This is a genomic window from Bombilactobacillus sp. ESL1097, from assembly GCF_058107205.1.
The window spans coordinates 333,768-357,521 of the sequence record NZ_JBYLUB010000001.1 but is presented as its reverse complement, the minus strand read 5'-3'; the positions used below and the strand labels follow the sequence as shown (position 1 = coordinate 357,521).

General features: G+C 38.1%; 40 protein-coding genes. 3 read left to right on the top strand and 37 right to left on the bottom strand.

The features are described 5' to 3' along the window. Positions 1-115 precede the first annotated feature (115 nt). From truA to rpsJ, 33 genes are all read right to left on the bottom strand, one after another. Positions 116-859 (bottom strand): tRNA pseudouridine(38-40) synthase TruA, encoded by a 744-nt coding sequence (gene truA, locus AC3B6D_RS01650; RefSeq protein WP_489774764.1) that lies wholly within the window; start codon positions 857-859, stop codon positions 116-118. After that, a complete protein-coding gene (locus AC3B6D_RS01645) occupies positions 860-1,657 on the bottom strand; it encodes an energy-coupling factor transporter transmembrane component T family protein (RefSeq protein WP_489774763.1) in 798 nt (265 codons plus the stop codon). Further along, positions 1,650-2,513: an energy-coupling factor transporter ATPase gene (locus AC3B6D_RS01640; RefSeq protein WP_489757164.1), complete on the bottom strand. Its 864-nt coding sequence runs from the start codon at positions 2,511-2,513 to the stop codon at positions 1,650-1,652. Before AC3B6D_RS01640 ends, AC3B6D_RS01645 begins: the two co-directional genes overlap by 8 nt. After that, positions 2,489-3,325, bottom strand: a complete 837-nt coding sequence (locus AC3B6D_RS01635) for an energy-coupling factor ABC transporter ATP-binding protein (protein WP_489774762.1) — start codon at positions 3,323-3,325, stop codon at positions 2,489-2,491. Before AC3B6D_RS01635 ends, AC3B6D_RS01640 begins: the two co-directional genes overlap by 25 nt. 199 nt (positions 3,326-3,524) lie before the next feature. Next, positions 3,525-3,905 carry a 50S ribosomal protein L17 gene (gene rplQ / locus AC3B6D_RS01630; RefSeq protein ID WP_489769202.1) on the bottom strand — a complete coding sequence of 127 codons (381 nt, stop codon included), beginning with the start codon at positions 3,903-3,905 and terminating at the stop codon, positions 3,525-3,527. Positions 3,906-3,925: 20 nt separating this feature from the next. Then, entirely contained in the window at positions 3,926-4,861 is a 936-nt protein-coding gene (locus AC3B6D_RS01625; RefSeq protein WP_489757161.1) for a DNA-directed RNA polymerase subunit alpha, read from the bottom strand. A gap of 69 nt (positions 4,862-4,930) precedes the next feature. Then, positions 4,931-5,326: a 30S ribosomal protein S11 gene (rpsK, locus tag AC3B6D_RS01620; RefSeq protein ID WP_489755290.1), complete on the bottom strand. Its 396-nt coding sequence runs from the start codon at positions 5,324-5,326 to the stop codon at positions 4,931-4,933. 21 nt (positions 5,327-5,347) lie between these two features. Next, positions 5,348-5,713: a 30S ribosomal protein S13 gene (gene rpsM, locus AC3B6D_RS01615; protein WP_489757160.1), complete on the bottom strand. Its 366-nt coding sequence runs from the start codon at positions 5,711-5,713 to the stop codon at positions 5,348-5,350. Between the two features lie 18 nt (positions 5,714-5,731). Next, positions 5,732-5,848: a 50S ribosomal protein L36 gene (gene rpmJ, locus AC3B6D_RS01610; RefSeq protein ID WP_045922249.1), complete on the bottom strand. Its 117-nt coding sequence runs from the start codon at positions 5,846-5,848 to the stop codon at positions 5,732-5,734. Between the two features lie 49 nt (positions 5,849-5,897). Next, positions 5,898-6,116, bottom strand: coding sequence for a translation initiation factor IF-1 (gene infA / locus AC3B6D_RS01605; protein ID WP_489757159.1), 219 nt, complete (start codon positions 6,114-6,116; stop codon positions 5,898-5,900). A gap of 107 nt (positions 6,117-6,223) precedes the next feature. After that, entirely contained in the window at positions 6,224-6,880 is a 657-nt protein-coding gene (locus tag AC3B6D_RS01600; protein WP_489757158.1) for an adenylate kinase, read from the bottom strand. 18 nt (positions 6,881-6,898) lie between these two features. Beyond that, complete coding sequence (gene secY, locus AC3B6D_RS01595; RefSeq protein WP_489757157.1) at positions 6,899-8,203, bottom strand: preprotein translocase subunit SecY; 1,305 nt, start codon at positions 8,201-8,203, stop codon at positions 6,899-6,901. After that, positions 8,203-8,643, bottom strand: coding sequence for a 50S ribosomal protein L15 (rplO, locus tag AC3B6D_RS01590; RefSeq protein WP_489757156.1), 441 nt, complete (start codon positions 8,641-8,643; stop codon positions 8,203-8,205). The genes secY and rplO overlap by 1 nt, the downstream gene beginning before the upstream one ends. 29 nt (positions 8,644-8,672) lie before the next feature. Then, positions 8,673-8,855, bottom strand: coding sequence for a 50S ribosomal protein L30 (rpmD, locus tag AC3B6D_RS01585; RefSeq protein WP_489757155.1), 183 nt, complete (start codon positions 8,853-8,855; stop codon positions 8,673-8,675). A gap of 11 nt (positions 8,856-8,866) precedes the next feature. Then, positions 8,867-9,367 (bottom strand): 30S ribosomal protein S5, encoded by a 501-nt coding sequence (rpsE, locus tag AC3B6D_RS01580; RefSeq protein ID WP_489757154.1) that lies wholly within the window; start codon positions 9,365-9,367, stop codon positions 8,867-8,869. Between the two features lie 18 nt (positions 9,368-9,385). Next, entirely contained in the window at positions 9,386-9,751 is a 366-nt protein-coding gene (gene rplR / locus AC3B6D_RS01575; RefSeq protein ID WP_489757153.1) for a 50S ribosomal protein L18, read from the bottom strand. Positions 9,752-9,781: 30 nt separating this feature from the next. Further along, a complete protein-coding gene (rplF, locus tag AC3B6D_RS01570; RefSeq protein WP_489757152.1) occupies positions 9,782-10,318 on the bottom strand; it encodes a 50S ribosomal protein L6 in 537 nt (178 codons plus the stop codon). 27 nt (positions 10,319-10,345) lie between these two features. Further along, on the bottom strand, positions 10,346-10,744 hold the full coding sequence (rpsH, locus tag AC3B6D_RS01565; RefSeq protein WP_489755280.1) for a 30S ribosomal protein S8: 399 nt from the start codon (positions 10,742-10,744) through the stop codon (positions 10,346-10,348). Positions 10,745-10,770: 26 nt separating this feature from the next. Then, positions 10,771-10,956 (bottom strand): type Z 30S ribosomal protein S14, encoded by a 186-nt coding sequence (locus AC3B6D_RS01560; protein WP_489755279.1) that lies wholly within the window; start codon positions 10,954-10,956, stop codon positions 10,771-10,773. 20 nt (positions 10,957-10,976) lie between these two features. Next, entirely contained in the window at positions 10,977-11,519 is a 543-nt protein-coding gene (rplE, locus tag AC3B6D_RS01555; protein ID WP_489757705.1) for a 50S ribosomal protein L5, read from the bottom strand. 25 nt (positions 11,520-11,544) lie between these two features. After that, a complete protein-coding gene (gene rplX, locus AC3B6D_RS01550) occupies positions 11,545-11,808 on the bottom strand; it encodes a 50S ribosomal protein L24 (protein WP_489757151.1) in 264 nt (87 codons plus the stop codon). 31 nt (positions 11,809-11,839) lie between these two features. Further along, positions 11,840-12,208, bottom strand: coding sequence for a 50S ribosomal protein L14 (gene rplN, locus AC3B6D_RS01545; protein WP_489755276.1), 369 nt, complete (start codon positions 12,206-12,208; stop codon positions 11,840-11,842). A gap of 39 nt (positions 12,209-12,247) precedes the next feature. After that, complete coding sequence (gene rpsQ, locus AC3B6D_RS01540) at positions 12,248-12,523, bottom strand: 30S ribosomal protein S17 (protein WP_489757150.1); 276 nt, start codon at positions 12,521-12,523, stop codon at positions 12,248-12,250. 16 nt (positions 12,524-12,539) lie between these two features. Next, positions 12,540-12,737 carry a 50S ribosomal protein L29 gene (rpmC, locus tag AC3B6D_RS01535; protein ID WP_249514631.1) on the bottom strand — a complete coding sequence of 66 codons (198 nt, stop codon included), beginning with the start codon at positions 12,735-12,737 and terminating at the stop codon, positions 12,540-12,542. Then, positions 12,727-13,161, bottom strand: coding sequence for a 50S ribosomal protein L16 (rplP, locus tag AC3B6D_RS01530; RefSeq protein WP_489757149.1), 435 nt, complete (start codon positions 13,159-13,161; stop codon positions 12,727-12,729). The genes rpmC and rplP overlap by 11 nt, the downstream gene beginning before the upstream one ends. 3 nt (positions 13,162-13,164) lie before the next feature. Continuing rightward, complete coding sequence (gene rpsC, locus AC3B6D_RS01525) at positions 13,165-13,848, bottom strand: 30S ribosomal protein S3 (RefSeq protein ID WP_489757148.1); 684 nt, start codon at positions 13,846-13,848, stop codon at positions 13,165-13,167. 20 nt (positions 13,849-13,868) lie between these two features. After that, positions 13,869-14,222 carry a 50S ribosomal protein L22 gene (rplV, locus tag AC3B6D_RS01520; protein ID WP_489757147.1) on the bottom strand — a complete coding sequence of 118 codons (354 nt, stop codon included), beginning with the start codon at positions 14,220-14,222 and terminating at the stop codon, positions 13,869-13,871. Positions 14,223-14,239: 17 nt separating this feature from the next. Beyond that, complete coding sequence (rpsS, locus tag AC3B6D_RS01515) at positions 14,240-14,518, bottom strand: 30S ribosomal protein S19 (RefSeq protein ID WP_489755271.1); 279 nt, start codon at positions 14,516-14,518, stop codon at positions 14,240-14,242. Between the two features lie 38 nt (positions 14,519-14,556). After that, the gene (gene rplB / locus AC3B6D_RS01510; RefSeq protein ID WP_489757146.1) at positions 14,557-15,396 is read right to left on the bottom strand and encodes a 50S ribosomal protein L2; all 840 of its coding nucleotides are present in this window, start codon (positions 15,394-15,396) and stop codon (positions 14,557-14,559) included. A 17-nt stretch (positions 15,397-15,413) separates the two neighbouring features. Beyond that, positions 15,414-15,701, bottom strand: coding sequence for a 50S ribosomal protein L23 (gene rplW / locus AC3B6D_RS01505; protein ID WP_489757145.1), 288 nt, complete (start codon positions 15,699-15,701; stop codon positions 15,414-15,416). Beyond that, the gene (rplD, locus tag AC3B6D_RS01500; RefSeq protein WP_489757144.1) at positions 15,701-16,324 is read right to left on the bottom strand and encodes a 50S ribosomal protein L4; all 624 of its coding nucleotides are present in this window, start codon (positions 16,322-16,324) and stop codon (positions 15,701-15,703) included. The genes rplW and rplD overlap by 1 nt, the downstream gene beginning before the upstream one ends. 26 nt (positions 16,325-16,350) lie before the next feature. Beyond that, on the bottom strand, positions 16,351-17,040 hold the full coding sequence (gene rplC / locus AC3B6D_RS01495) for a 50S ribosomal protein L3 (RefSeq protein WP_489757143.1): 690 nt from the start codon (positions 17,038-17,040) through the stop codon (positions 16,351-16,353). 41 nt (positions 17,041-17,081) lie between these two features. Continuing rightward, a complete protein-coding gene (rpsJ, locus tag AC3B6D_RS01490) occupies positions 17,082-17,390 on the bottom strand; it encodes a 30S ribosomal protein S10 (protein WP_489757142.1) in 309 nt (102 codons plus the stop codon). A gap of 264 nt (positions 17,391-17,654) precedes the next feature. Between rpsJ and AC3B6D_RS01485 the strand changes: the two genes are divergently transcribed. After that, positions 17,655-18,209 (top strand): cysteine hydrolase family protein, encoded by a 555-nt coding sequence (locus tag AC3B6D_RS01485; protein WP_489774761.1) that lies wholly within the window; start codon positions 17,655-17,657, stop codon positions 18,207-18,209. A gap of 66 nt (positions 18,210-18,275) precedes the next feature. On the opposite strand, the gene fusA is transcribed toward AC3B6D_RS01485, so the two are convergent. Genes fusA through rpsL form a run of 3 tightly spaced genes read right to left on the bottom strand, consistent with a single transcriptional unit; the run spans position 18,276 to position 21,329 of the window. After that, on the bottom strand, positions 18,276-20,369 hold the full coding sequence (gene fusA, locus AC3B6D_RS01480; RefSeq protein ID WP_489757140.1) for an elongation factor G: 2,094 nt from the start codon (positions 20,367-20,369) through the stop codon (positions 18,276-18,278). Between the two features lie 35 nt (positions 20,370-20,404). Continuing rightward, positions 20,405-20,875, bottom strand: coding sequence for a 30S ribosomal protein S7 (rpsG, locus tag AC3B6D_RS01475; RefSeq protein ID WP_489757139.1), 471 nt, complete (start codon positions 20,873-20,875; stop codon positions 20,405-20,407). A gap of 40 nt (positions 20,876-20,915) precedes the next feature. After that, positions 20,916-21,329 carry a 30S ribosomal protein S12 gene (gene rpsL, locus AC3B6D_RS01470; protein ID WP_489755262.1) on the bottom strand — a complete coding sequence of 138 codons (414 nt, stop codon included), beginning with the start codon at positions 21,327-21,329 and terminating at the stop codon, positions 20,916-20,918. Between the two features lie 299 nt (positions 21,330-21,628). Here rpsL and AC3B6D_RS01465 point away from each other — a divergent pair, with 299 nt between their 5' ends. Further along, entirely contained in the window at positions 21,629-22,306 is a 678-nt protein-coding gene (locus AC3B6D_RS01465) for a prepilin peptidase (protein ID WP_489774760.1), read from the top strand. Here AC3B6D_RS01465 and msrA read toward each other — a convergent pair. Further along, on the bottom strand, positions 22,298-22,816 hold the full coding sequence (msrA, locus tag AC3B6D_RS01460) for a peptide-methionine (S)-S-oxide reductase MsrA (RefSeq protein ID WP_489757137.1): 519 nt from the start codon (positions 22,814-22,816) through the stop codon (positions 22,298-22,300). The genes AC3B6D_RS01465 and msrA overlap by 9 nt on opposite strands. Before the next feature lie 143 nt (positions 22,817-22,959). On the opposite strand from msrA, the gene AC3B6D_RS01455 reads away from it, so the two are divergent. After that, complete coding sequence (locus AC3B6D_RS01455; protein ID WP_489774759.1) at positions 22,960-23,742, top strand: TraX family protein; 783 nt, start codon at positions 22,960-22,962, stop codon at positions 23,740-23,742. The last annotated feature ends 12 nt before the right edge of the window (positions 23,743-23,754 follow it).

Sequence of the window (23,754 nt, the reverse complement as noted above, 5' to 3'; positions counted from 1 at the left end):
CTCAATAAGTTTCCGGGGCTCATCGTGGGGTAAACAATACCATTTATCAGTATAATCGTTAATTTTATTGAAGTCAATGATAAGTCACTGTTGTTTTCAACACTCACGTTTTAACTTAATAGAACACTTGCTTTAAAAATAAACCACTCGCAGGCGCTGTTACCCGGGCTTGTTGTCGATCTTTGACTTCATATAATCGCATAAAATCATGCACATCACGCCGACCGTTGCCAATTTCCAAAAGTGTTGCGACCATAATGCGCACCATATTATACAAAAAACCATTACCGTGAAAAATAAATTTCAATTGTCGTGGATAGTCACTTAAATCGAGCTGAGCTTGATAAATTTCGCGTACTTTATTTTTAATAACGCCGCCACTGGCAGCAAAGCTAGTAAAATCATGAACACCAACAATATCTTGTAGCGCTATCTGTAAGCGTGAAACTTCCAGCGGATAAGGGTAATGACCCGTATATAATCGTAAAAAAGGATCCGTATAACGCCCCAAAGCCACCCGATATTCATATATCTTACTAACCGTATCAAAACGGGCATTAAAATTTTCCGGGACAATTTGGGAATTTGTAAAGAGGATATCTAGCGGCATGAGACTATTTAACGCCTTTAACATTTGCTCCGCTGGAATATTTCCCGGGTAATTAAACGAAATAACTTGTCCTAAAGCGTGCACTCCTGCATCCGTGCGTCCCGAACCAATTATTTCAACTAATTGACCCTTCGTCATCTTAGCTAAGGCCTGTTCAATAGTACCTTGAATTGTTGCTAATTGTGGCTGTTTTTGAAAGCCATGATATTTAGTGCCATCATACGCCACAGTCATTTTATAAGTCGTCATTTAATAACTCCGTAAAATTAAAAGTAAAATTGTCAGTAATCCAAATGTCATTAACATGATGGTATCTTTTTTTTGCCAGTGCAACTGACGATATTTACTTCTACCAGCACTACCTTGATAGCCCCGTGATTCCATCGCCACTGACAAGTCATAAGCAATATTAAAACTACTAACAAATAACGGAATTAAAATCGGAACAATCGCTTTGATTTGTTTAATAATATTTCCTTCGCCAAAGTCCACGCCCCGCGCCCGCTGAGCATTCATAATCTTAGTAGTTTCATCAGATAACAAAGGAATAAATTGTAAAGCAATTGACAACATCAAAGCTACTTCGTCAACCGGAAAATGAACATATCGCAACGGTTTTAATAATGATTCAATCGCGTCAGACATTTGTAACGGAGTAGTGGTAATTGTTAATAAAGTTGAAATGAAAATAATTAAAATAAAGCGAAAAAAAATGTATGCTCCATTAGTCAAACTCAAACTTGATAATGATAAAAAGCCCCAGTGCCAAAAAGGATGCCCCCCAGGTGTCAAAAAGACTTGCAAAGCAACCGTAAATAAAATAAGAATTAACATCGGGCGAATACCACGCAAAAAGAAACTCAGCGAGATTTGCGACAAATAAACCGCCCCAATAACAAATGCCAACAAAGTGGCGTAGGTTAACCAATTATTAGCTAAAAAAACAATAATAACAAATAAAAAAGTGGCCGTAAATTTAGCTCGCGGATCCAACTGATGAATGAATGAATTGCCAGGTAAATAACGCCCAATAATGATTTTACCCATCGTTCTCTCCTCTCAATTGTGGAACTAACTGTGCGACTAGCTCTGGCATCGTAATCGGCAATGATGCAAATTTAAAGCCTCTTTGTAGCAACTTTTGTGCAAATTGCGTACTTTCTGGTTGTAACAAATGATGCTGAGTTAAAAATTCTTGATCATTAAAAATCACTTGTGGACTAGCAGCACGAACCAATTGTGCATGGTCCATCACTAAAACTTGGTCACTGTATAATGCCACATCTTCCATTTGATGAGAAATCAACACAATCGTAGTACCAGTTTGATTCAATTGGGCAAATAACTGCATTAATTCCTGATGTCCTTGGGGATCTAAACCTGCTGTTGGTTCATCCAAAATCAATACTTGTGGCTGCGATGCTAAAACACCCGCAATGGCCACCCGCCGCATTTGCCCACCAGATAAATCAAAGGGTGACTTATCAGCTAAACTTTGTGGTAAGCCAACCAAATCTAACATTTTTAAAGCTAAGTTATTAGCTTCACTCGCATCTACACCAAAGTTTTTCGGACCAAAACTAATATCTTCTTGGATCGTTTCTGCAAATAATTGCTGTTCTGGAAATTGAAAAACCATCCCTACTTGCTGACGCAACGGCTTTAAATGCTTATTTTTTGTCTCTGCAGTAATTTTGTGCTGACCAATTGTTACCGTGCCACTGGTCGGCTTTAAGAGCGCATTCATATGCTGCACTAAAGTTGACTTTCCACTGCCAGTCTGACCAATAATCGAGGTAAAACTGCCATCAGCAATTTCAAAGCTGACGTCCTTTAAGCCAGTATACGCTAATGGTCCATCAGCTTGATAAGTATGTGTTACCTGTTCAAATGTAATTGCCATAATTTTTCAACCAATTCCTGCTTTGTTAAATATTGATTATCAATTGCAATTTTTTGTTCCTGTAATAATAATTGCAAACTTTGCGTAAACGGTGGTTGCAAACCAAAATCGGTTAGTTGTCGCGGATTTTGAAAAATATCTTTCACAGCACCTGTTTTTAAAACATGCCCCGCTTTTAAAACCACTACCTGATCTGCTTGAACGATTTCTGTTAGATCATGGGTAATTGATAAAACCGTCATGCCTAATTCTTGTTGTAAAGCTTTAATTAATTGAATAATATCGCGACGACCTTGCGGATCCAACATACTCGTGGCCTCATCCATCACAATAATTTTAGGTTTTAATGCAATAATACCAGCAATTGCAACTCGTTGCTTTTGCCCACCAGACAGTAACTGTGGCGACTTTTGCGCATAATCTGTCATTTGTACACGCTCTAAAGCCCAAGCCACTCGTTGGACCATCTGTTCTCGGGGCATCCCCTGATTCTCTAGGCCAAAAGCGACATCATCTTCAACAGTAGCACCCACAAACTGATGATCTGGATTTTGAAAAATAATCCTCAACTGTTCCCGAATCGTCCAAAGTGTTTCATCGGATAATACTTGCCCAGCAACCTTAACTTGTCCTGATTGTGGTTGTAATAATCCATTTAAAATTCGGGCCAAGGTACTTTTACCACTACCATTACGACCAATAATAGCGACCCATTGCTTGGGTTTAACTTGTAAACTAACCTGATCCAATGCTGGTGTTACTGCTTCTTCATAAGTGTACGTGACATGGTCTAATTGAATAATATTTTCCATGCTGTCACCTCATCTCAATAGTGCTTTTAATCAATATCATACCATAGACTTTCTTAAATATAATCAAAACCACAAAAAAATCATTCCCGAAAAGTAGCGCTAAAGCATTAGAGCTAGACTTAGCTTTCACCAACATCATTACGCTCACTACTAATCGAAAGAATGATCATTTAAATAGCTATTTAAAAAAATCTATAAATTAAACTAATTCAATAATTGCCATGGGTGCTGCATCACCACGACGAGGGGCAGTCTTTAAAATACGAGTATAGCCGCCTTGACGATCTTGATAACGTGGAGCAATATCACTAAATAATTTTTGCAAAGTTGATTGAATAACTACTGCATCTTCTTCTTCAGTAATACTTGCTACTTCGTTACGCAAATAACTAGCTGCCAAACGCCGAGAATGTAAATCGCCACGTTTAGCTAACGTAATCATCTTTTCAGCTGTTTTTCTAACTTCCTTAGCGCGTGCTTCAGTAGTAACAATATGTTCGTTAATAAACAAATCTGTTGTTAAATCACGTAACATTGCCTTACGTTTATCTGATGCTCGACCTAATTTACGATAACTCATCTGTTTACCTCCTTTTCATCTTAATCATCTAGACGCAGTGACAATCCTAAATTGGCCAACTTCTCTTTAACTTCTTCTAGAGACTTACGCCCTAAATTGCGCACTTTCATCATATCTGATTCAGATTTATCGGTTAATTCTTGGACAGTATTAATCCCCGCCCGCTTCAAACAATTGTATGAACGAACTGAAAGATCAAGTTCTTCGATGGTCATTTCAAGTTTCTTCTCTTTACGAGTTTCTTCCTTTTCAACCATCATCTCAGCGTCTTTAGCTTCATCGGTTAATTCAACAAAAACGCTCAAGTGCTCTGTCAAAACTTTAGCAGCTAAGCTAATTGATTCCCGCGGACCAATTGAACCATTAGTCCAAATATCCAAAGTTAACTTATCAAAGTCATTTCGCTTACCCACACGAGTATGCTCTACTTGATAATTAACCCGAGAAACAGGGGTAAAAATCGAATCCACAGGTAAAACGCCAATTGGTGTTTCATCAGTTTTATTTTGATCTGCCGGAATATAACCGCGACCAGTTTTAACAGACAATTGCATGTGCAACTGTCCACCTTCAGCTACGGTACAGATATATTGATCAGGATCCAAAATTTCTAAATCAGCATCCGTTTCAATGTCAGCAGCCGTAACTTGTTTGGGGCCTTCAACATTAATTTCAACTTTTTTCTCGTCGGAATGTAATTTTAAAGACAATTTTTTGATATTTAAAACAATCTCAGTTACATCTTCTAAGACACCATCAATTGTTGAAAATTCATGTAAAACTCCATCAATTTGAATGTCAGAAACTGCTGTTCCTGGTAAAGAAGCCAATAAAACTCGCCGTAAAGAATTACCTAATGTAGTCCCATAACCGCGTTCCAATGGCTCAATTACATATTTACCGTAATTATCTGTTTCATCAATTTTTGTGATAACAGGTTTTTCAAATTCAATCATTATTTATGTTTTGCCCCTTTCACAACACTGTTTAACAACAAAAGTTTAACACTAATGCTTGGGTCAAAACTAAACACGACGGCGTTTTGGTGGACGTGAACCGTTGTGAGGAACTGGTGTGACATCACGAATTGCAGTCACTTCTAGACCGGTAGTCTGTAATGAGCGAATCGCAGCTTCACGACCAGAACCAGGACCTTTAACAGCTACTTCAACTGATTTCATACCATGTTCCATGGATTCTTTAGCAGCAGCTTCACCAGCCATTTGCGCAGCAAATGGTGTTGATTTACGACTACCCTTAAATCCTAATGCACCTGCAGAAGACCAAGAAACAGCATTACCATGAGTATCGGTAATCATCACGATCGTATTATTAAATGTTGAATGGATATGTGCTACACCAGATTCAATATTTTTCTTTACACGACGCTTACGTGAAGTCTTTGCTTTCTTGTTTGCCATTAATCATTACCTCCTTTATTATTATTTTTTCTTGCCAGCAATAGCCATCTTTTTGCCCTTACGAGTCCGAGCATTATTTTTCGTGTTTTGACCACGAACGGGCAAACCACGACGATGACGCATACCACGATAAGAACCAATTTCTTGTAGACGTTTAATGTTCATGCTGACTTCACGACGTAAGTCACCTTCAACCTTAATGCCATCTACTTGCGCACGGATTTTTTCCTCTTGTTCAGGAGTCAAATCACGCGTTCTGATATCTTCAGAAACACCGGCAGCAGCCAACACCTTTTGAGCGGTTGTATTACCGATCCCATAGATGTAGGTTAATGCGACAACAATACGTTTATCACGTGGTAAGTCAATACCTGCAATACGTGCCATATGTTGTTAACCTCCTTTTTAACCTTGTCTTTGTTTATGCTTTGGGTCAGCAGAACAAATAATCATGACGCGACCCTTCCGCTTAATCACTTTACAATGCTCACACATTGGTTTCACTGATGGTCTAACTTTCATAAACTAAATCCTCCCATCTGAACTGACGGACAACTTTGACTCACACTATTTACCGGAAACGATAGGTAATACGTCCCTTAGTTAAATCATAAGGTGAAAGTTCAACCGTAACTTTATCACCAGGTAAAATCCGAATATAATGCATCCGAATTTTACCAGAAACATGAGCCAACACAGTAGCACCATTTTCCAACTTAACTTTGAACATTGCATTTGGCAAAGTATCGGAAATAGTTCCTTCAACTTCGATTACGTCATCTTTAGCCAAAAAAGTATCCTCCTCGTTTCTTTTAAACACAAAAATAGTGAGAGCTTGGCACTCACTAGACGATACACGCGCTTAGTGTACCATATAAATGAAGTGATTGCCACCAATTAATTAATCTGTTTTAAAACTTGATCAATTTCTGCAAAAACTTGATCAATTTCTTGCGCACCATTAACTTTATGCAAGATACCTGCATTTTGATAATAATCAATTAACGGTGTATTCATTTTAATATTAACATCCAAACGATTTTTAACCGTTTCAGGCTTATCATCATCACGCTGATAAAAATCATGACCACCACAACGGTCACAAGTTCCATCAACTTTCGGTGGATTATATAACTTATGATAAGTGGAACCACAATCCCGGCAGATAAAGCGTCCTGATAAACGATCAACCAACAAATCAGTTGGCACATCAATATCAATCACGGCATCCAGTTTTAAACTTAATTCATCATCAATCTGATCTAAAGCTTTCGCTTGATCCAAATTTCTTGGAAAACCGTCTAGCATATAACCAGCTTGAAAGACATCACTTTGAGCTAAACGTTCCTTAACAATTTCATTAGTAACACTATCAGGAACTAAATTTCCCTGATCAATATAAGACTTAGCTTTCAAACCCACTGGTGTTTCTTGAGCCATAGCCTCGCGAAACATATCACCAGTTGAAATATGAATGACATGATATTGATCAACAATTTTTTCAGCTTGTGTTCCTTTACCAGCCCCTGGTAAACCCATTAACATTAAATTCATCAAACTTCCTCCAAGCTTTTAACGAATAAAACCAACATATTCACGCTTCATCAACAATCCTTCTAATTGCCGATTAGCTTCAATCGCTACCCCAACAACAATTAACAAACTTGTTCCACCTAAGCCAATCGATTGTGGTAGGCCAAACAAATTAGTTGCTAACTGAGGTAGTAAAGCAATTAAACCTAAAAAGACAGAACCAACAGTTGATAGACGCATTAATAAACCAGAAATATATTTAATTGTCGCATTTCCTGGCCAAATACCCGGAATATAAGCTCCTTGCTTTTGCAAGTTCTCCGCTAATTTTTCAGGGTTAACCTGAACAAAGGCGTAGAAGAAAGTAAACAGAACAATTAATACAGTATACACAATAGAACCAGTTGTTGTTTGTAAGCTAAAAATATTTTGTAAGACTTGATACCAAGTATCACCGCCATGAGAATTTTGAAAGGCCATCAAAATCGTCGACGGAGTAACAATTAGTGAACTAGCAAAAATAACTGGGATAACTCCCGCTACATTCACTTTCAATGGTAAATAACTTTCAGAACCACCACTAATTGCTCGCCGAGTATATTGAATCGGCACTTTACGATTAGCTTGTTGAACATAAGTTGTAAACTGTGTTACTAACAAAACAGCAACTAAAATCAAAACTAAGAATAAAATGTTCAACCAAAGATCCGAACCAGTCGAACTAATAATTTTATCCTTTACTAATTGATAAGTTCCGTGTGGCAAGCGAGCAACAATACCAGCAAAGATAATCATGGAAACACCATTACCAATACCCTTATCAGTAATTTGCTCACCCATCCAAGTTAAAAGCATTGAACCACCTGTCATGACAACCCCTAAAACTACAAAGGTTTGCCAATCAGGTTTAGGAACTAACTTCAAACCCTTCATTGAACTCAAAGCATTAAAACCAGCGGTTATTCCGACTGATTGTACAAAGGCTAAGAAAATCGTCAAATAACGAGTTACTTGATTTAATTTACGTCGACCAACTTCACCTTGCTTACTCCATTCAACAAACTTAGGAACAATATCCATTTGCAACAGCTGAATTACAATTTGGGCAGTAATATAAGGCGAAACACCTAACGAGAAAATCGAATAGTTAGATAAACCACCGCCACTAACTGTATCCAGCAAAGGAATTAATCCGGTAGAACCAACCTTTTCCATTGCTGCAGCGTTAATACCTGGAACTGTAATTTGTGCTCCCAAACGATACACTGCCAAAATAAACAATGTGAAAAAAATCTTTTTACGAATTTCTTTAACTTTAAGAGCATTCTTAAGTGTTCCTAGCATTAAATCACCTCGATTGAACCACCTGCTGCTTCAACCGCTTCTTTAGCAGCTTTAGATACTTTATTGACTTTAATGGTTAATTTCTTAGTTAATTCACCATTAGCTAATAATTTAACGCCAGCTAATTCTTTCTTGATGATTCCAGCTTTTTTCAAAGCTTGTGCATCTACAACACTACCAGCACGAAATTGGTTCAATTGATCTAAATTAACAACCGCATATTCTTTACGATTAATATTATTAAAACCACGCTTAGGCATCCGCCGGAATAAAGGCATTTGACCACCTTCAAAACCTAGACGAGTCTTACCACCACTACGTGCTAATTGACCTTTTTGTCCGCGTCCGGAAGTTTTTCCAAAACCCGAAGAAGTTCCGCGACCTACACGCTTGCGTGTATGACGTGAACCTGCACTCGTTTGTATTTCATGTAACTTCACGATTAAGGCACCTCCTTAAAATTTAATGATTAAGCTTCTTCAACTTCAACTAAATGAGCAATCTTTAAAACTGCTCCGCGCATTGCAGCATTATCAGGCTTGATTACTGAACTGTTAATGCGTCCAAGGCCCAATTCTTTAACAACTTTACGTTGTTCTGGAATCCGATGTGCCACACTACGCTTCAAAGTAATTTTAATTTTATTAGCCATTGTGTGCTCTCCTAACCTTGTAATTCTTCAGTTGAAATACCACGTAAATTAGCAACTTCTTGCGCAGTCTTCAACTTCTTTAGGGCATCCATCGTAGCACGAATCATATTAATTGGTGTGTTACGACCCAGTGACTTACTAGTAATATCATCGATACCAGCCAATTCCATAACGGCACGAACAGAACCACCAGCAGCAATTCCAGAACCAGCAACAGCTGGCTTCAAGAGAACTCGACCAGCGCCAAATTCACCGATGATTTCATGAGGAATGGTTGTTCCAACTTTTGGTACTTCTACCAAGTTTTTACGTGCATCGTCAACAGCCTTACGAATAGCTTCTGGAACTTCTTGAGCTTTACCTGTTCCTAAGCCAACGTGACCATTCTTATCGCCAACCACAACAATTGCAGCAAACCGTAAACGACGACCACCCTTAACAACTTTAGTAATCCGATTGATAGAAACTAAGCGATCTTCTAATTCTAATTGAGATGGATCAACAAAAGCCATAAATCTTATTCCTCCTTTCTAAAACTTTAAACCATTTTCACGTGCGGCTTCAGCCAATGCTTGAACCCGACCTTGGTATAAGTAACCGCCACGATCAAAGACAACATCTGACTTACCAGCTTTGACAGCACGTTCAGCAATTAATTTACCAACAGCACTTGCTTGTTCGGTTTTGTTAGCTGCTGCTACTTCAGAGTCTAAAGTTGAGGCACTTGCTAGCGTTACACCCGCTACGTCATCAATTAATTGAGCGTAGATGTTTTTATTGGAACGAAAAACGTTTAAGCGTGGGCGCTCAGCAGTACCAGAGATTTTAGCACGAACTCGACGATGACGCTTAGCGCGAGTCTTGTTTTTATCTGGTTTAGTAATCACAATTTTCACCTCATAAATTATTCAGAATAAACTGGTTAACTATTTACCAGTCTTACCTTCTTTACGACGAATATGTTCATCAGCATATTTAATACCTTTACCCTTGTATGGTTCAGGTGGACGAACATCACGAATTTCAGCCGCAAATTGACCAACTTTTTGTTTACTTATACCACTAACATTGATTTGAGTATTTGACGGAACATCGATTGTTAAACCTTCAGGTGTTGTCATTTCAACGGGGTTAGAATAACCAACATTTAAAACTAAGTCATTACCCTTCTTTTGAGCACGATAACCAACACCAACCAATTCCAAATTCTTTTGGAATCCGTCTGTAACACCGAGTACCATGTTATTCACGTTAGCTCTAGTTGTTCCGTGAATAGCTTTGTCACTTTCATTGTGACGTTCAAATTTTAATTGATTGTCTGTTTGTGTAACTGTAATCTTCGGGCTAATATCACGAGTCAATTCACCCTTAGGTCCCTTAACAGTAATAGCATTTTGATCATTATCAATTGCTACTGTTACGCCTTCTGGAAGATCAATTACTTTATTTCCAATACGACTCACGCTAAGCGCACCTCCTTGTTATTGATTTTACCAAACGTAGGCAATAACTTCGCCGCCGATGTCTTTAGCCCGAGCTTCTTTGTCTGTGATAACTCCTTCAGATGTTGAAAGAATAGCTATACCTAAACCATTAAGAACCTTGGGAACTGCATCAGCTTTAACGTAGCTACGTAAACCTGGCTTTGAAATCTTCTTCAAGCCAGTAATGACGCGTTCATTATCTTTACTATATTTCAAGTAAACCTTGATAATACCTTGTTTATGATCATCAATTACTTCATAATCGCGAATAAAACCTTCACGTTTAAGAATTTCAGAAATACTTTTCTTCATATTAGAAGCTGGTACTTCTACTGAAGCATGACGAACCATGTTCGCATTACGAATCCGTGTTAAGTAATCCGCAATTGGATCTGTCATAGACATGTGCTGACCTCCTAAGTTTTATTTTTTTACCAACTAGCTTTACGCATACCTGGAATTTGTCCATCATGAGCTAATTCACGAAGGCAAATACGGCAGAGCTTAAATTTACGATATACAGAATGTGGACGACCACAGCGTTCGCAACGTGTATAAGCTTGTGATGAAAACTTTGCTGGACGATGATTCCGAACAATTTGTGACTTCTTAGCCAATAGTTTGACCTCCTAATTTACTACTTTGCAAATGGCATTCCAATTTGCGTTAATAACTCTTTAGCTTCTTCATCAGATTGAGCTGTTGTAACAATTACAACGTCTAATCCGCGGACTTTGCTAACTTTATCATAGTCAATTTCTGGGAAAATTAATTGTTCCTTAATTCCTAAGGTATAATTTCCACGACCGTCAAATGAACGACCGTTGATACCATGGAAATCACGCACACGTGGTAATGAAATATTAATCAACTTATCTAAAAAGTCGTACATTCTTTCACCACGTAAAGTAACTTTAGCTCCAATTGCCATGCCTTCACGTAAACGAAAACCAGCAATGGATTTTTTAGCTTTAGTAATTAAAGGTTTTTGTCCAGAAATTAAGCTTAATTCTTCAACTGCATTATCCAAGTTTTTAGAATTAGAAACAGCGTCACCAACACCCATGTTTAAGACAATCTTATCAATCTTTGGGACTTGCATAACAGAACTGTAATTAAATTTCTTTACTAAACTAGGAGTAATTTCTTCAACATATTTTTTATGCAAAGCATTTTCCATCTTAGACAAAATCCTCCTTCCTTAATTATTTATCTTTCTTTTTGTCGGACTTTTTAGCAGGTTCTTGAGCTGCTGTCACAACTTTAACATTTGATGCATCAAGCGGAGCTTCAACGTCTTTGATTCCACCGTTAGGTTCTGTTTGAGATGGTTTTTGATGTTTCTTTACCATATTGATTCCCTTAACAGTTACCTTATTGGTCTTAGGAAAAGCCTTAATGACTGTACCAGTCTTACCTTTATCTTTTCCCGCAATGACTTTGACATTATCGCCGGTTTTTACAAACACTGGTCAAGCACCTCCTTATGAATTCCAGATTTTACAAAACTTCGGGAGCTAATGAAACGATCTTCATAAAGTTGTTATCACGTAACTCACGTGCAACTGGTCCAAAAATACGAGTTCCCTTAGGGGTCTTATCAGCGTTAATAATAACAGCAGCATTTTCATCAAAACTGATGTAAGAACCGTCTGGACGATGAGAACTAGATACTGTTCGAACAATAACAGCCTTCACTACGTCACCTTTTTTGACAACGCCACCTGGTGTTGCTTGTTTAACAGTTGCAACAATGACGTCACCAACACCGGCAACTTTGCGACCAGAGCCGCCTAACACTTTAATAGTTAACAATTCACGTGCACCAGAGTTATCAGCAACACGTAACCGCGTTTCTTGTTGAATCAAATTAGGATCCTCCTCTCATGGACTTATCTCAATATCAAATTAAATTTTAACAGCTTTTTCTACAACGTTTAATAAACGGAAACGTTTCAACCGTGACAAGGGACGAGTTTCCATGATACGAACAACGTCGCCAACTTTTGCTTCATTATTGTCGTCTTGGGCATAGAATTTCTTAGAATATCTAAATCGTTTGCCATAGACTGGGTGAGTTTTGTAAGTTTCCACAACGACAGTAATTGTTTTATCCATTTTATCAGAAACTACACGTCCTTGATAAACTTTACGATGGTTACGAGAATTTTCTGTTTCGCTCAATTAATTCCACTCCTTCCTACTTGTCTTCTAATTCTTGTTGACGTAACACTGTCTTAATCCGTGCAATATTTTTACGCACTTGCTTAAGACGTGCTGTGTTTTCTAATTGACCAGTTGCTTGTTGAAAATGCAAATTAAATAGTTCTTCTTTATATTGCTTTTCTTTATCATGCATTTGCGCAGTGGTTAATTGTCTAATTTCACTAGTTTTCATCAGATTCGCCACCTACTTCCTCACGCTTAACAAACTTAGTTTTAATTGGGAGTTTGTTAGATGCAAGCCGCAAAGCTTCACGAGCAACTTCTTCGGAAACACCACCGATTTCAAACATGATCTTTTCACGTTTTACTACTGCTACCCAGCCAGCCGGTGCACCTTTACCAGATCCCATCCGGACACCAACACCTTTTGCAGTGTATGATTTATGAGGGAAGATCTTAATCCAAACTTTACCGCCACGTTTCATGTAACGAGTCATCGCAATACGGGCTGCTTCAATTTGACGGTTAGTAATCCAATGTGATTCTAAGGCTTGTAAGCCATATTCACCAAAAGTTACCTCACGACCGCCTTTAGCAGCACCACGCATTTTACCACGAAATTCACGACGGTGTTTTACACGCTTAGGTACTAACATCGATTAGTTTCCTCCTTTCGCTCCATTATGATCAGTACGATTATTCGTTCTTGGCTTATCTGGTAAAATTTCGCCACGATAAATCCAAGTTTTAACACCCAAATTACCATAGGTGGTTGATGCTTCAACCCAAGCATAATCAATATCAGCTCGTAAAGTATGCAAAGGAACAGTTCCTTCTGTATGCCATTCTGTCCGTGACATATCAGCACCATTTAACCGACCAGAAATTTGAGTTTTGATACCTTTAGCACCAGCACGACGAGTCCGTTGTGTAGCTTGGCGTTGTGCCCGACGAAAAGCAATACGTGCTTCCAATTGGCGAGCAATACTTTCACCAACTAATTTGGCATCCAAATCAGGCTTTTTGATTTCCACAATGTTAATGTGAATATTTTTGCCTGTTAAAGCATTTAATTCTTTACGAAGTTTTTCAACTTCGGATCCACCTTTACCAATAACCATACCTGGTTTTGCAGTATGAATGGAAACATTGATTTTCTTTGCTGCACGTTCAATTTCAATACGTGAAACTGAAGCACTAGCTAACTTCTTTTCAATAAACTTACGAATTTTTAAATCTTCAAGCAAGTATTTAGAAAAGTCTTTTTTATCAGCATACCATCTTGAATCCCAGTCACGGATAACACCAACACGGAATCCAATTGGATTAATCTTTTGACCCACGTTTTTTCCTCCTTATTGGATTATTCGACTTCAGAAACAACAACCGTGATATGGCTAGTCCGCTTGTTAATTGGAGATGCGGAACCTTTAGCCCGTGGACGGAATCGTTTCAAAGTTGGTCCTTCATTTACATAAGCTTCACTAACAACTAAGTTTTGAGCATCCAAATCATAGTTATGTTCAGCATTAGCAATTGCGGATTTTAATACTTTAGCCACAATTGGTGAACCTGCACGTGGAGTGAATTGTAAAATTGCCAAAGCTTCAGCAGCACTTTTACCTTTAATCAACTCTACAACCAAGCGCGCTTTTCTTGGAGCGATGCGAACTGTTTTAGCGGTTGCCGTTGCAGTAGTAATTTGTTCTTCTGCCATCGTATAACCTCTCCTTTCTATGCGCCAGTTTTCTTGTCATCTTTGCTATGACCATGGAATGTCCGTGTTGGTACGAATTCACCAAGCTTATGACCAACCATGTCTTCAGAAATATAAACTGGGACGTGCTTTCTTCCATTGTAAACAGCGATTGTATATCCTACAAAACTAGGAAAAATAGTAGAACGACGTGACCAAGTCTTAATAACAGACTTCTTTTCTTGATCTGCTTGAGCTTCAACTTTTTTTAACAAGTGAGCATCCGCAAATGGTCCTTTTTTTAAACTACGGCTCATTAGACAACCTCCCTTAACGTTATCGTGATCAAACTAAATTATTTTCTCTTATTCTTACGGTGACGTACAATAAACTTCTCAGATTGTGCACGTTTAGAACGTGTCTTCTTACCAAGAGTTTTCTTACCCCAAGGAGAAAGAGGAGATGGATGTCCAACGGGAGCCTTACCTTCACCACCACCATGAGGGTGATCGTTAGGGTTCATAACAGAACCACGAACTGTTGGGCGAATACCCATCCAACGTTTACGACCGGCTTTACCGATATTAATCAATTCGTGTTGTTCATTACCAACAGCCCCGATTGTTGCCCGACATGCAGAAAGGATCATCCGCACTTCACCAGAAGCTAAACGAATTAAGGTATATTTACCATCACGACCCAAAACTTGAGCTGAAGTTCCTGCAGAACGAACTAATTGTCCACCCTTACCAGGCTTTAATTCAATGTTATGAATAACTGTACCAACTGGGATGTTAGCTAATGGTAGTGCATTACCAACTTTGATATCAGCTTGTGCACCAGATTGTAACTTTTGACCAACTTCCAAACCTTTAGGTGCCAAAATATAGGATTTAACACCATCATCATAATGTAATAAAGCAATGTTGGCAGAACGATTTGGATCGTATTCAATAGCCTTAACAGTTGCTGTTACATCATCTTTGGTCCGTTTAAAGTCAATAATACGGTACTTTTGCTTATGACCACCGCCACGATGACGAACGGTAATTTGACCGTATGAGTTACGACCAGCAGTATGACTTTGAGATTCTAATAAAGTCTTTTCTGGCTTCGTCTTCGTGATTTCAGCAAAATCAGAGCCAGTCATGTTCCGGCGACCATTAGTTGTCGGTTTGTATTTAATAATACCCATGCTCATTACCTCCTATTTTACTTGTTTTCAAAAATTTTAATTTCTTTAGAATCAGCAGTCAACTTAACAATGGCTTTCCGCCGACGATTAGTTTTACCAAGATAACGACCAACGCGTTTCTTCTTGGGTTTTACATTCATAATGTTCACTTGAGCAACTTTTACATCAAAGATTTCTTCAATGGCTTGACGTACTTGAATTTTGTTAGCAGTAACTGCAACATCAAAAACGTACTTTTTGTCGTCCATATCAGCCATGGAAGATTCTGTAATTACAGGACGTAAAATGATATCTTGTGCTGCCATTATCCAAGTGCCTCCTCAATTGTTGATAAAGCTGATTGCGTCACAACAATTTGGTTGTTATTTAAAACATCCAAAACGTTAATTCCATCAGCCTTGATTACTTTAACTTTATCAATGTTACGTGCAGATAAGATCGCATTTTCATTGTCAGATTCAACAATCACTAATGTCCGACCTTGAGCATTTAATTGATCTAAAGTTTTCTTAAATTCTTTGGTACTTGGTTTAGTAAAGTTCAAAGAATCCACAACGATCATTTCTTGGTCAGCAACCTTTTGTGAAAGTGCTGACTTAATTGCCAAACGTGCAACTTTACGTGGCAACTTATAAGCATATGATCTTGGTGTTGGTCCAAAGACAACACCACCACCACGCCATTGTGGAGAACGGATAGAGCCTTGACGAGCACGGCCTGTTCCTTTTTGACGCCAAGGTTTACGACCACCACCACGAACTGCAGAACGGTTCTTGACGGCATGATTTCCTTGACGTAATGATGCTTGTTGCATGATAACAGCATCAGCTAAAACATGATTATTAGGTTCAATACCAAAGACTTCATCTTTAATATCTGTAGAACCATTTTTAGAGCCTGTTTGTTTAAAGACATCAATTTGTGCCATTAATAGTTTCCTCCTTTCCTTTCCAATTATTCTTCGTTAGAAGTAGCTTCTTCATCAGAAATCAAAGCACCAATATTCTTTTGGCCTTTAATTCCCTTAATAGTTGATTGAATCTTAACTAATGATTTATTAGCACCAGGAACGTTACCTTTGATCATTAATAAGTTATTCTCAACATCTACTTTGGCAATTACCAAATTTTGTGTTGTAACTTGGTTACCGCCCATCCGTCCAGGTAACATCTTACCCTTAAAGACGCGATTAATGATTGAACCCATTGAACCAGGGATTCGGTGATACCGAGAACCGTGGGTTTCTGGTCCACGTGATTGACCAAAACGTTTGATATTTCCTTGGAAACCATGTCCCTTAGTAATACCAGTAACATCAATCACATCGCCACTAACAAATGTGTCAACTTTAACTTCATCGCCAACTTTGTAATCATCCAAATTTACATCGCGAAATTCACGGATATAATGCTTGGGAGTTGTGTTGGCTTTTTTAGCATGGCCTTGTTGCGGTTTGTTACTTAAAATTTCACGCCGGTCTTCTAAGCCTAATTGAACAGCTTCATAACCATCATTTTCATTGGTCTTAAGTTGCATAACAACATTCGGTGTTGCTTGAATAACTGTTACTGGAATTAATTCGCCTTTATCAGTAAAAAGCTGAGTCATTCCGACTTTTTTACCAAGAATTCCTTTTCTGGTCATGATTACACCTCCATTAATTGATTTATTTTTTAAAGATAAAATTATAATTTAATTTCGATATAGACACCACTTGGAAGATCAAGCTTCATTAAAGAATCAACTGTCTTCGGTGATGGGTTAACAATATCGATTAAGCGCTTGTGTGTGCGCATTTCGAATTGTTCACGTGAGTCTTTAAACTTATGTGGTGAACGAATAACCGTATATACTGTACGTTCTGTTGGTAAAGGAATTGGGCCAGAAATTTGTGCACCAGTTCTCTTTGCGGTTTCAACAATCTTATCAGCTGATTGATCGATAATCCGATGTTCATAAGCTTTAAGACGAATACGAATCTTTTGACTTGCCATGGATTTCCCTCCTTTTTGTATCTTTCAGACACCGGCTCTGTGAAAATTACCGATAGCCCTGCCGTGGCAAAGCGTCCGGGCGTGTCGCAACCTCTCACATCAATGCCGTAGCCACCAATCCAAGTTTTAAGCATAATTATCCCTTGAATCAGCACTCTTACTATATTACACTGATGAATGCCTAATTTCAAGGATTTAGTTGCATTTTATTAGCTATATTTGAAATTGATTATGCTAAAATCAAGAGGAAAGGAAGTAAGCAAAATGTCTAACGAAGCACTATTAATTATTGACTATACAAATGACTTTGTGGCTGATCAAGGCGCGCTAACTGCGGGCAAACCAGCTCAGCAATTGGAATCAGCTATTGTTGATTTAGCTAATCAATTTCTAGATGAGAAGAAGTGGGTTATTTTACCAACCGATCTCCATCAAAAAAATGATCCCTATCATCCTGAATCGAAACTATTTCCCCCACATAATTTAGCGAATACCTGGGGGCGCGAATTTTATGGACAATTACAAACTTGGTACAAACAAAACCAAACTAACTCCTTAGTTTATAATTTTGCTAAGAATCGTTATTCCGCTTTTGCTAATACTAATTTAGATAATTTTTTACGGGAGCGGAAAATTGATACGCTTCATTTAACTGGTGTCTGCACCGATATCTGTGTTTTACACACAGCTATGGATGCTTATAACCGGGATTATCAACTCGTGATCCATGAAAATGGCGTAGCCACTTTTAATCCACAAGGACAGACTTGGGCCCTAGATCATTTTAAAAACAGTTTAGGCGCCACTATTGTTTCATAAGTTAATCATTTCTTTACTGAACACAAAAAAAGCTGGGAAAATTCCCAGCTTTTTTTGATTCAGCAATTAACCAGCGTTACCGCCATTTTTCTTAATAATATCTTCTTGAATACTCTTTGGAGTCTTTTCATAATGATCAAAAGTCATCGTGAAAGTACCACGTCCTTGAGTTGCAGAACGCAAAGTAGTAGCATAACCAAACATTTCAGATAATGGCACAAATGCATTAATCAATTGCGCATTACCACGTTCTTCCATACCTTCGATCCGACCACGACGAGCTGTAACTTGTCCCATAACATCACCTAAGTAATCTTCTGGAGTTACAATTTCAACTTTCATGATTGGTTCCAAGATTACGGCACCAGCATTCTTCACTGCATTATGCAAGGCCATTGAAGCAGCAACTTTAAAGGCAGCTTCAGAAGAATCGACTTCATGGTAAGAACCATCGTATAACTTAGCTTTAATATCAATCAAAGGATAACCAGCTAAGACACCATTAGCCATTGAATCTTTCAAACCATCTTCAACTGATGGAATGTATTCACGTGGAACAACCCCACCAACAATAGCATCTTCAAATTCAAAGCCTTTGCCTTCTTCATTTGGTGTAAATTCAATCCAAACATCACCGTATTGACCTTTACCACCAGACTGACGAACAAACTTACCTTCAGCAGAGGCTTGTTTCGTGAAGGTTTCACGATAGGCAACTTGCGGTTCACCAACTTGAGCATCAACCTTGAATTCACGCCGCATCCGATCAACCATGATATCCAAGTGCAATTCACCCATACCAGCGATTAAAGTTTCACCAGTTTCCGGATTCGTTTCAGCACGGAAAGTTGGATCTTCTTCAGCTAATTTTTGAATAGCAACATCTAATTTATCACGGTCTTCTTTAGACTTCGGTTCAATAGAAACTTGGATCACAGGATCAGGAATTTCCATTGATTCCAAAATCAAAGGATGATCAGGATCAGTCAAAGAATCACCAGTTGTCGTATTCTTCAAGCCAATTGCGGCAGCAATATCGCCAGAGAACACTTCTGGAATTTCCATTCGGTGATTAGAATGCATCTGTAATAAACGACCAACACGTTCCCGCTTATCTTTGGTAGCATTCAAGACATAAGAACCAGCTTCCAAAGTACCAGTATAAACCCGCAAGTAAGTTAAACGACCAACAAATGGGTCCGTAGCAATCTTGAAAGCTAAACCAGCAAATGGCTTAGTATCATCAGCTACTAATTCAACATCATCACCAGTTTCTGGATCTTTGGCATTATATGGACGAACATCCAATGGTGATGGCAAATAATCAACCACGGCATCCATCAACATTTGCACACCTTTATTCTTAAAGGCAGAACCAGCTAAAACAGGGAACAATTCCAAGTCAATAGTAGCTTTACGAATAGCTGTCCGAATTTCATCATTACTGATTTCAGCACCGTCAAGGTATTTCTCCATGATTTCATCATCAACATCAGCTAACTCTTCAATCATTTGTGCCCGACGTTTTTCAGCTTCTTCTTTATATTCATCAGGAACATCAATGGTATCCCATTTAGAACCTAATTCATCTTCGTCATAAAGATCAGCTTTCATTTCGATTAAGTCAATAACACCTTCAAAAGCATCCTCGGCACCAATTGGCATTTGAATTGCTAATGGTTTAGCATCCAAACGATCTTTGATCGTTTGAACAGAATAATCGAAATCGGCTCCTAATTTATCCATTTTGTTAACAAAAACGATTCTAGGAACATGGTAAGTGGTAGCTTGACGCCAAACATTTTCTGTTTGTGGTTCAACACCAGATTGACCATCCAAAACTGTAATTGCACCATCTAACACACGTAAAGAACGTTCAACTTCAATCGTGAAGTCCACGTGTCCTGGGGTATCGATAATGTTAATCCGATGATCCTTCCATTGAGCAGTTGTCGCAGCTGAAGTAATAGTAATACCACGTTCCTGTTCTTGTTCCATCCAGTCCATTTGGGAAGCTCCATCATGAGTTTCACCAATTTTATGAATTTTACCAGTGTAATAAAGGATCCGTTCTGTTGTTGTTGTTTTACCGGCATCAATATGTGCCATGATCCCGATATTACGTGTTTTCTCTAAAGGAAATTCACGTTTATTAGCCATAAGACTAGTACTCCTCTCAATAAATCGGTTTTAAATTACCAACGATAATGTGCAAAAGCCCGGTTGGCATCAGCCATCTTATGAGTATCTTCACGTCTTTTGACAGCTGCACCAGTATTGTTAGCAGCATCCATAATTTCTTGAGCTAAACGTTCATCCATTGTGTGTTCACCACGTAAACGTGCGTAGCTAACAATCCAACGTAAGCCTAAAGTTGTCCGCCGTTCTGGACGTACTTCGATCGGAACTTGATAGTTAGAACCACCAATCCGGCGAGCTTTAACTTCCAAAACTGGCATAACATTTTTCATTGCTTCGTTAAAAACTTCAACTGGATCGTTACCAGTTTTATCTTTAATAATATCAAATGCATCATACAAAATAGTTGAAGCTTTACCACGTTTACCATCGATCATTAAGTGATTAATTAAACGAGTAACAAGCTTTGAATTATAAATTGGATCTGGCAAAACATCGCGCTTTGCAACTGTACCTTTTCTTGGCATTGGAAATCCTCCTAAATAGATCTCTTAGAATTTTGATTGCTTATTTTTTAGGCTTCTTTGCGCCATACTTGGAACGGCCTTGCATCCGACCATCAACACCAGCAGTATCTAACGCACCACGAACAATATGGTAACGAACACCAGGTAAATCTTTCACACGGCCGCCACGAATCAAAACAACACTATGTTCCTGCAAATTATGACCAATTCCTGGAATATAAGCAGTAACTTCGATTAAGTTTGATAAACGAACACGAGCATATTTACGTAAAGCAGAGTTTGGTTTCTTTGGTGTCATAGTACCGACACGAGTTGCAACTCCCCGTTTTTGTGGAGCAGGATTATCAGTAGCAATTTTCTTCATACTGTTATAGCCGAAGTTCAAAGCTGGAGAATCAGACTTTGAAGTTCTTGATTTACGACCTTTACGTACCAATTGGTTAATTGTTGGCATTAAAAGTTCCTCCTTAAAATTTTAAGTACACACATCCAGGTGGTTCTTTTTTGATTAAATAAAAAGACCACACGTGTGGTTTACTAAGCTAATTATGGCACACTAAACCTCTAAAAAGCACAACTATCATGGTAGCATTGAATCAACTTAATGTCAAATTAAATTCCACGCCAATTGCTAACGACCGTCAAAAAATTAATCTCTCTACGATCTTAACATTTACACTCTGGTATCCAATTTTTTTACACTTTATTCAAAAAAATCACCGCAATTTACGTAGTGTGAATTGAGGTGAAAATATGATTATTTTTAAATTATGCTTGAGTATCTGTCTGGCATCTTTCTGTGGCTTAGTTGCCTTACGTTTACCATTAGGATATTCCATTGTCCGCGGACGTTCCCGTTGTGACGTCTGTGCCAAACCACTGAAGTGGTATCATGAAATTCCTATTATCAGCTACCTATTACTACGTGGTCGTTGTGCCTATTGCCACCGCAGAATCTATCCGGGCATTTTTTGGATTGAAGTAATTGGACTAGTTATTGGGCTAGAGGCTAGCTTGCAACATACTGTCAATTCTTATTTATTAATCTTAGTTGGCTTAACTATCGCTCTAAGTGCCATGACCGATTACATCTTTTTGAGTATTTGGCCAGTAACTTTAGTTCCTGCTTATCTCGCTTGCATTATCTTCAACTTCCCCAACTGGCACCAATTGATTTTCATTGGACTTTTTAGTCTATTTATCATTGGTTTTTATTTCTGTTGTCGTCCACGCTTCGGTTTAGGCGATTGCGAAATACTGATTTTAATGAGCCTTTTAACTCCTAATCAGATAACATTACAAATCGTCCTCATTGCATGCGGATTAGCATTAATTGGATTTTTGATTTTATATCATAAACAACATCGTCGAGTTTTAATGCCCTTTATTCCGTTTATTCTCATAGCTTTCATTTTACGCTTTTTATTTTGACCAATGCTCCTTTAAAAACTGTTCTCGCCCACCAGCTTCTTCTAATTGATAACGTGCAGGATTTTTTTTATAAAAAGCTTGATGATAGTCTTCCGCCGGATAAAAAGTTTGTGCCGGTTCAATTTTGGTCACAATTGGTCGATCAAAATGGCCACTTTGAATCAAACTTTGTTTTGAGGCTTCAGCAATCTTTCGTTGTTGTTCATCTTTCACAAAAATAACCGGTCGATAGTTGTCTCCGCGGTCTTGAAATTGACCCATTGCATCTGTAGGATCCGTTTGCTGCCAGTAAATATTAACTAAATCTTGATAAGAAATAATTGCTGGATCAAATACAATTTTGACTGCTTCAGTATGACCAGTTTGGTGACTGGCCACTTGTTCATACGTCGGATTGGGGACGTGACCACCAGTATAACCAGAAATGACTTGTTTAATGCCCGGCATTGTATCAAATGGTTTAACCATGCACCAAAAACAACCGCCCGCAAAAATTGCAGTTTCTTCCATAATTGAAAACCTCCTTTTTATTATTAACTAAGAATAGCACGATTTTAACTAAGATTGGCATAATTGAATTAATGGACAGTTGCAATTGTATAACCCAAAAGTTATAATTCTTATTCGATGTTAAATATAGCAGGAGGATTCCCATGAATCTCAAACTAACTAATTTTAAAAAAGGGTTAACCACTTTTGATTTAAAAATTTTAGGTATTATTCTCATGGTCGTTGACCACATTCATCAAATGTTTTTGCCATTTGGCGCTCCCAATTGGTTAGACTGGTTTGGTCGCCCCGTAGCGACGATTTTCTTTTTTACTTGTGTTATTGGTTTTAGTTACACACATAGCAAAAAGAATTATATGTGGCGCTTATATTTCAGTATGGTCTGTATGTCCCTATTAACCTTTGGTGTAGAACACTGGGTTAAATATGACAAAGTCGTTTTATCAAATAACATTTTTCGAGACTTATTCATCGGTACTATTTTTATGTTAGCTATTGATTATTTTCAAAAGGCGCGCCAACAACAACGTGGCAAAAATATTATTATTGGTCTCTTATTATTTAGCTTACCTTTTGTTGCTTCATTATTAATTTTACCGTTAACTAAAGCTCCTGTACCATTAATGGTCATTGGTACTAGTCTCTTACCAGCTTTGTTATTAGCCGAAAATAATTTTATGGTTTTGCTGATTCCTTTACTTTATCTTTTTAAAGACAATCGCAAAATCCAATGTCTCATTATTGCTTTAGTCGCCCTGATTTACGCTTTATTACGAATGGATCAATGGTTGATGGTTCTGGCGATTATTCCTATTCTATTTTATAACAATCAAAAAGGGCCCGGAATGAAGTACTTCTTTTATATTTTCTATCCAGCGCATATTATTATTTTATATTTAATTTCAGCTTTCATTTATATGCACTAGTTCCATGAACTT